This is a genomic window from Streptococcus sp. GMD4S (genome assembly GCF_000296955.1).
On the sequence record NZ_AJRE01000449.1, the window covers coordinates 1 to 7,942 of the forward strand.

Here is a 7,942-nt window from a genome sequence, read left to right on the forward strand (position 1 = left end):
ATAGTCAATAATGGGGTACAAAATAGTCAATAATGGGGTACAAAATAGTCAATAATGGGGTACAAAATAGTCAATAATGGGGTACAAAATAGTCAATTATTTATCTGCAAACCCTTGATATTACTGAGTTTCTAAGGTCGACAAAGTATTATAAAGTAATATAAAGTATATTAGAAAGTAAATTAGAAAGTATCTTCTTAAGAAAAAAATCTATATTTTATTTTTAAAAAATAAAAAAATCTTTCACTCAGTTCACTATTTTCTATCTAACCACTTACAAATATATTAGACTAAAATCTAAACTTCAATATCAAATAGGAAGTCAAATACATTTCGCTTCCTATTTTTCTATAGTTTTACATAAGACCCTCTGCATATATGATCGCATCATGAGAAAAACTGAGTTTTTAACGTTTTTTGTACCATCCCACATTTAAGACATCATCAGAAGCCATATTTTGGCCGTTAACAGCATCCTTGAGTATTTACAGTAGTTTTTCCTTTGCTAAACTTATAAAACGCAGTATAGGGCTAAAAATGCATGTTAAAAGAATTTAATCTTTATCATGTGCTCACTGCTAAAGATATACTAAAGAAATTTAGTCAAAAAACTCAGTTTTTCTTGTATTATGGTGTATTATTAAATAATACTGTGTGGTATAATATGTATTATATTAGTTAACGGGGTGAAAGTTTTGACTGAAAAAATGACTGTCCTAAATATCAGGATGAGCGTTGAAGAAAAAGAAGAATTAAAGGAAAGAGCTGCAGAACTTGGAGATTCGATCAGTTCATATGCTAGAAAAGTACTCTTCCAAGAGGATAATACAAGCGACTACGTAGATAATACAAATGTATTACAAGAGAAAGATGAGCGTATATCAGACCTTAAAACTCAAATAGACGACTACAAGAAGCAAATTGAGCAACTGCATACGATTATTTTGGCAACTCAGAAAGATAATCAGTTGCTGATTGAACAGAAAGCGAAGAGATGGTGGAAGTTTTGGGAATAGCTTTGAACATCTCATCTTTTTTAACTTTATATACATAAAAAAGTCCTCGAACAAACAGCTCAAGGACACACTAAATCCCTAGAAGACAACAGTCCTCTAGGGATTTTTACGCTCTTTTTTTGATTAACGAGTATTTTGAGGCTAAATGCCGACTATCCTCGTCGTCCAACTATTCACAAATGAAATATGCTAATACATTTGCCATAACGCTGAAGAAGAGGTCAAATAAGTTGCTCACGACTCTCACTTTCTATCCTGCTCGGTAGGTTGTGATCAATTATCTTAGCTCATTTGCTTTCAATTTCTTTAGGGGGATAGTGGACGTTTTTTCTTTTATATAGATTGGCTAAAATAAATTCATCTGTTTCTTATACGTTTTTCAGAAATTGTATAAATTTCGTTATCACTTCTCTTACCAATAGCAATGACTTCAATAATTTCAATTGCATTGACAGTTTCATGAAAAACAATTCTCAGGCCCAGTTTTTTGTGTTTTAACTTCCTGTAACCTGCTAAATTACCGTGAAGAGCCTCTCCGGCAAGCATTCCTTGATTTTCTAACTTGATAAGTGACTTTTTAACATGAAGACGTTGACTATTATCTAATTTATAAAAATCATCTTGTGCTTCAGGTATCAATTCAACTTTATAACTCAATCCCAACCATCCTCTACATTTTCCAAACCTTCACGCCAATTTGAACCAAGAAATTCATCGACAGTTAAATTTTTTCGTGCTTCAAGTTCAAATGGAATTTTACGATCACGTCTGATTTTATTGAAATATAAATTAATTGCTGTAGTATAGTCAAGTCCAATCTCGTTTAAGACCTCACCGACTTCCTGTTTTAATTCAGAGTCAATACTTAGATTCAATCTTGCTTTTGTAGTTGTAATAGCCATTTAAATCACCTCATCTTTTTGTGTATATTATACACAAAAAGACAGATTTCTTCAAGCTATTTTTTTTCTCGTTGATAATTTTTCTGTATAAATTGTCAAAAAATGATGCTGAGATAGTCATTCTGAGCTGATTTCAGTTTAGAGGGCGGATAATCTATCGCTAAAATTCCTTACAGCCCCAACGGTTTATGCTGTTTTTAGCCACACTCTAAAACTTTCCGAAAAAGACCAATTTTTCGGAAAGTTGTTTTTTTGAAAAGTTCATCTCAAAATTCACCTTATTGTTTAAGAGACTTTAGGGCAAACCCATCTTGAGTAATAAGCAGTATCTCTTCTAGTACCTTTTATGATGGGACATCTTTGATGTTACAGCGAAGTAGTCAATCTTCATGTTGTTTTTCCATGCTTAGTCACCGACAACTTTAAGATCGCTAGCGACTACTTTTACTCCGCACCAGGTACTACGTGCTATGTTCCACATGACGGATATAGGGATTAATCAGTTCAACCGTCATTATACGTATCATGGGTTTAGCCATACTTTCGTGTATGTTCGTACCCCCTATCAGTGGTGGGGATTTGTAGGAAAGACACCATTTATTGACTTTTTGCACGGGTGGCTTTAAGATGTTGCTGGACGCCTTTCTTGATAATCACTCAGAGTCGCCAGAGTGTCTGGCCCGAGATATGGCAAGGATATACCGCTGCCTGCACCAGTCCTTCGACGCTGACAAATTGCGACATATCATGTAAATTGTCGCATAAAAGTAGTTTCAAAAAAAAGAAAACTTTGTTATAATGTATGTGTAATTTTTAGAAAAGAGGTATTAACTATGGAAAATCTAGTAGTTTCAATCTTTAGCACTGAAAGCGAAGCTTATCAGTCCTTTGCGGATTTGAAGGCTTTCCGCCAAACTCAGACGACCAAGGTTGCTCAAATCGCCTTGGTCAAAAATGAAAACGGTCATATCGTTGAAAAAGAACGCTATGACTTTGAAGATTCAACGACGGATGCAGCCCTAAAAGGTGGCTTGCTCGGTTCAGTTATCGGGCTTTTGGGTGGTCCTATCGGCGTCTTGTTTGGTTATGGTATGGGTAGCCTCTATGGTTTGGCTGCTGGTGATACCATTGATACGGCAGAAACTGGCCTGATTGACGTTGTTTCTCAGAAATTGACTAACGGTGAAACAGCCGTTGTTGCCTTGGTGCAAGAAGACAACGAAGCAGTCATCGATGCTTACTTCACCAAGTACGACACCCAAATCGTGCGTTGGGATGTAGCAACCGTCGTAGCCGAAATCGAAGCAGCTCTGCAAGTCCAAGAAGACCTCTACAACCAGGCACGTGCACAAATGAAGGCTGAACGTAAAGCCGAACGCAAGGCTAAACTTGAAGAATTCAAGGCAAATGTCAAAGCAAAATTTGACAAATTGAAAGCGTAAGCACTCAAGCATCTCATAAAAAATAGGCTTTCTACTTCTGGAAGATAGCCTATTTTTTTAAAAAACTTCTTCGCGATCAATCCCTGGGTATGGAGCTTGATCATTTAAAATACGATTTAAACAATCTATGCTCGCTTGTAGATAGAACAATTCATTTTTTATGGCTGCTGCATCAGATATTTCTGCTAATCGACCACACTGCCGTTGCATATGCCAGATTACCTTTTGGATATTTTTTTCTTTTAAATTTTTCATGGTTAAATTATATCTTGAGAAGTTCTTGAATTTTTTAAAAATCCTGAAACGCTTGAATTTTAAGCTCAACAATCAATTTATTTAATAGTAGTAAATATTGTGTATTCTCGAGTTATTGACTATAGAGATTTGGTATGTTAAAATACAATTGAGATATGATATTCTTCTTCATTGAAGCTCCATGTCTCTAGCTAGATTTCGCTGATTCATAACCTCTTTCTTTTATAAGAAAGGAGTTTCTATGGATATAGAAATTAAAAAATTATTCAGCGAGATTATTAACGTAGTAATAAAAATCACTATCACATCTGTATTTTTTAGTGAACTATTAGCTACTACGTTGATTCTTGAAGTTCCCTCATTGATGGAACGTTTATACTCCATCTATGATAAACGGAAAAAACAAGACAAATCTTCATTTTTAACGTGTGAATACACAAAAAAACAAAAATGGAAATGGAGGCGGCTCACTCTTTTTGTTTTATCAAGTGCATTCTTATTCATGTTATTTAAACAGCATGAAGACTCATTTGATTTGTTGTTGAAAATACTTAGTCGTAATTCTGCATTTATTTCGCGTTTTATGTTAGATAGTGTTGAAATGACAATAAAAAAACGATTACGACAGCAGTTAAACAATCGTAATCGTCAATAATAGTATCCACTCAAAAGAGTGTATGAATCATATTTGTAAATTACGCCAATAATTTACAAATCGAAATCTAGTAACGAAACTTCCAAAAAATTTTTTTGGGAGTTTTTATGTAATAATTTATTCTTCAGAAAATTATTTGTGTTAATTAAAACATTAATTGCGTTAATTAAACACTGACATATTGTATCACATTTACACATTTTTGTCAATTTGACATCGTGAATTTATTGATATTTCGCTTGAAATTGTAATTTTTTTTTCGTTTTCCTCAAACAGGAAGTTTTCCTATCATACTTTGATTTGCCCATGATTTTCTGTTAATCTAGTAATAGATAAAATTGCAAGGTGAAATCATGACAAAATTAGAGAAAAAATATGACGAATTAGAGGGATTTTGGTCTCCTGCCGTTCGATTATATGTAGATTATTTTTTTACTACAAATACAAAAGACTTATACAACTACCGTAAGTTAAATAGCTTGAAAAAATTCCTTGATTTCTACGCGAGTAACCATCTTAAAAAGTCTACCAATGAATTAACCATGGATGATTTAGAGCAAACACCTGTAGAAGTTGTTGCAGATTATGTCAACTCTTTAGAGCTAAAACCAGACGGTAAAAAACGATTTATTAGTGTCTTAAACTCATTCTGGAACTACTACACTGTTGTATCATTCTCAGGTGATAGAAAAGCCCCATACTTCTACCGCAATGTTATGAACGAATGGATCAATGAGTATGGCATACTTTCTATTTTTTCATCAAAAAGAGGAGCAGGGAACACAGTACGAGTAGTTCATTATGATTTGCCATCTATGCTATACTTTTTTGATGAAATTGATAAGAATGAGAAACCTATGAGTCCCTATGACTTCTTCCTTGATGAAGAAGAAGGCTCATCTAAATTGCTGAAAAATAAAGACAGGGATTTAGCAATCATCGCTTTACTTGCTGGAACTGGAGTTGATCTTGAACAATTAGCGCAAACTACTTATAGAGATATTGACTTACACAAACAGACGCTAATAGTTACATCTCCTAAAGGTGAACGGATTAAGAAACCTATTTTAAGTGAATTTATCCACTATATCTCACCGTACATTAAAGAAAGAGAGAAATCGGTAACTACTAATACTAGTGATTCTCTATTTCTCGACTTCAAAAGAAGACCACTAACTGCTCCAAAAATATCAGGAGTAATAAGTAGGATAGAGCGCATTTTTGAAAAATCTTTATCCGCAGCCATTTTAAAACAGACTCATTCGTGCATTCTACTTGAGAAAAATAAGGATTTTTTGGATCTAGTCCAAAGAGAAAAGTAATATGGGGTCAATTTTGCGCACCTTTTTCTCATATATTACAAGACTCTCTATCCCCTTTTGTTATTTTTAATTCAATTTTTCAATAAATAAAAAAGAGAGACTTAACTAAGTACTCTCTTTTTTTACTTTTATTATCGGATATAAAGGCTCATGAGAAAATAATTGTGAGGCATATTGTAGTATTGTTTTGTAATCTCTGAAGAGAATACTAACCCAACCATAGCATAATCATCTTTGTATCTCTCGTAGAGTTTTTCAAAATAATCAGGGTTGCTAACGTCACCATAGTTTAATTTTACAAGGGGCATTTTTTCTTTGTCAAAATAATCATCTATGTAGGTCAAGATTAAAGAGAATGGACTATCAGGTTCTTCCACTAATTCAGCCGATACTATATCGTAAGGCATGATACGTTCTGTCATACACTTCTCTAATAATCTTTCGTTTTCTTGACGTTCATCAATCACTATATCGTGCATGATGGCCTCTGTGATTTGAGACAGTGCATTGACCTCTGGTAATGCAAACAAGGTTACGGTATTCTCTTGTGTTTTCTCGTAGTAAGAAAAGCCACTGTCTCCAAAAGGTACGGTATATAAATTGTCAATAAAATTCACAATGCGTACATGCAGACGATTATCTTTTGGCTCTGAAATATTATCAAAGACAAAGAAAATTGTATCTCCTCGATAATATTTCATTTGAAAGTATCCCATTATCTTCCCAAGCAGCTTGAAGTGAGGCTCTGTATTCCTGTCATACTCAATTAAATACCTCTGGCCTCGAACAAAGATCACTGCATCTGGGACAAGTGAAATAAGTTTTCGGTTAAACGGAAAAAAGTAAGTGATGTTCAATTCTCTGGGTGATAAATCTGTGCACTGTTCAACTATTCGTCTACCGATTTTCAGAGCTAATCTTCTTGTATGATAATCATGTAGATGTATTTTTCTGATACCATCTTTACCACCAATCATTTTGTTTGTCTTAAGGCTATAATGCGAACCTTTAAACTCTGTTACCTTTGTCAGCTCAGTAAGACCTGGTATTTCATGAATGATATCTAACAACCAGTCAGCAAAATACTTAGGAACATATAGAAACTTAGTCTTACCTATTCTATAATTGTCTTCAAAGTGACTGAGGGGCATTCTGCTATTTCCTATGAAGGAATACAGTGTTCTGTTGTTTAATTCTTTACCCGTAAGGATATAATACTGATCCAGTATCATTTCTCTTGAAAAATACCTTAAGCGAATTAAATGATACATGAGTAAGATTGTGTCTCTTGTAAAATATATCTTCTTTGCACCATTTGGACTTGGCAAGTAATAAGCCACTACATCTTTTGGGATCTGCTCTATTTTTTCTTTGCTTTTTCTTTGTTTTCTTTTAGCGTTCATAAATCATTTTCTCTTCTCTATTTTTATCAAGTATCCTTCTTTCACTTTTTCATATACTTGTATTTCAGACCAATCTTCTTTACGAAATAAATCAGCAATTCTTCTTTGCTCTTGGATAAGATTCCCATTTTTGTCCTTTATTTCATCTTGATAGACTGATTCTGATACATAAAGTGTTAATTCTTGACTACTATGATTTTTGTCAATCTGCAAAAAAATAATATAATCATTAAAGGCCATATGTTTTCGACCTTCAGGTCCTATGAACTGTTTATATGAGACCATTCTGAATTTAATACTATCTATAAAATGTTCAAACTGATTATTAGTATTATTCTCGTAAAGTTCAGTTGCATATTCTGATATAGCTGCAATATCTGAATATGAGATAGTTATGCTCTCTTGTGAGTATCTATCATGTATTATCTCTAATATTCCAAAAACAATCTCTACTTCATGCTTAGATAGCGGTCCTAGATCAAAATGGTCTGGCAAATCGCTATTATGATGTATAACTGCTATATACTCTTTTTGATCTTTTTTTAATTTTGGCATTGATTATACGCTCCTTGTTTGTTTCTTATATATATTTTATCACGCCTCATTTCACATTCAAAGCTATCATAGCCCAAAACGGACTATGATAGCCGAAAACGGTTTCTTCTCAAAAATCAACTCATTTTTAGCAGCTACAGCACGTTCAATTTATAGTTCAAATTTTAGTCATATTCTAAAACATAGTGAAAGTAGAGGTAATACCCCTATAAAGTCACGTTGTTTTAAATTCGACTCTACACTTACAGGGACGTGGGTTTTCGGTTCTTCTTTTGAACCACTATGTTTCTCGACCTAAAAAACCATTAACCACCTCATTCCTATTTCGTTGTAAACCAAGCAGCATCAAGGGATTACAGTAACATTTTTTACCTAAGATGTTTCTCAGTCAA

Annotated in this window: 9 protein-coding genes; 4 read left to right on the plus strand and 5 right to left on the minus strand. The window is 33.7% G+C overall.

All coding sequences use genetic code 11. The annotated features are described in order from the left end of the window. Positions 1–686: 686 nt before the first annotated feature. Positions 687–1,016: a plasmid mobilization protein gene (locus GMD4S_RS11185; RefSeq protein ID WP_443255801.1), complete on the plus strand. Its 330-nt coding sequence runs from the start codon at positions 687–689 to the stop codon at positions 1,014–1,016. 357 nt (positions 1,017–1,373) lie between these two features. On the opposite strand, the gene GMD4S_RS11190 is transcribed toward GMD4S_RS11185, so the two are convergent. Together GMD4S_RS11190 and GMD4S_RS11195 are read right to left on the minus strand one after the other, a co-directional pair. Beyond that, the gene (locus GMD4S_RS11190) at positions 1,374–1,673 is read right to left on the minus strand and encodes a type II toxin-antitoxin system RelE family toxin (protein WP_003015041.1); all 300 of its coding nucleotides are present in this window, start codon (positions 1,671–1,673) and stop codon (positions 1,374–1,376) included. Continuing rightward, a complete protein-coding gene (locus GMD4S_RS11195) occupies positions 1,670–1,918 on the minus strand; it encodes a type II toxin-antitoxin system RelB/DinJ family antitoxin (RefSeq protein ID WP_001018847.1) in 249 nt (82 codons plus the stop codon). The genes GMD4S_RS11190 and GMD4S_RS11195 overlap by 4 nt, the downstream gene beginning before the upstream one ends. A gap of 833 nt (positions 1,919–2,751) precedes the next feature. Here GMD4S_RS11195 and GMD4S_RS11200 point away from each other — a divergent pair. Beyond that, complete coding sequence (locus GMD4S_RS11200) at positions 2,752–3,360, plus strand: DUF1269 domain-containing protein (protein ID WP_000429534.1); 609 nt, start codon at positions 2,752–2,754, stop codon at positions 3,358–3,360. Between the two features lie 57 nt (positions 3,361–3,417). On the opposite strand, the gene GMD4S_RS11205 is transcribed toward GMD4S_RS11200, so the two are convergent. Further along, complete coding sequence (locus tag GMD4S_RS11205) at positions 3,418–3,615, minus strand: hypothetical protein (RefSeq protein WP_000793101.1); 198 nt, start codon at positions 3,613–3,615, stop codon at positions 3,418–3,420. 241 nt (positions 3,616–3,856) lie between these two features. Between GMD4S_RS11205 and GMD4S_RS11210 the strand changes: the two genes are divergently transcribed. Then, positions 3,857–4,270 carry a hypothetical protein gene (locus tag GMD4S_RS11210; RefSeq protein WP_000350619.1) on the plus strand — a complete coding sequence of 138 codons (414 nt, stop codon included), beginning with the start codon at positions 3,857–3,859 and terminating at the stop codon, positions 4,268–4,270. A 353-nt stretch (positions 4,271–4,623) separates the two neighbouring features. Then, on the plus strand, positions 4,624–5,592 hold the full coding sequence (locus GMD4S_RS11215) for a tyrosine-type recombinase/integrase (protein WP_000163596.1): 969 nt from the start codon (positions 4,624–4,626) through the stop codon (positions 5,590–5,592). A gap of 131 nt (positions 5,593–5,723) precedes the next feature. Here GMD4S_RS11215 and GMD4S_RS11220 read toward each other — a convergent pair whose 3' ends face one another. After that, positions 5,724–6,995, minus strand: a complete 1,272-nt coding sequence (locus GMD4S_RS11220; protein ID WP_000992275.1) for a hypothetical protein — start codon at positions 6,993–6,995, stop codon at positions 5,724–5,726. Between the two features lie 3 nt (positions 6,996–6,998). Next, entirely contained in the window at positions 6,999–7,550 is a 552-nt protein-coding gene (locus GMD4S_RS11225; protein WP_001125257.1) for a hypothetical protein, read from the minus strand. Between the last annotated feature and the right edge of the window lie 392 nt (positions 7,551–7,942).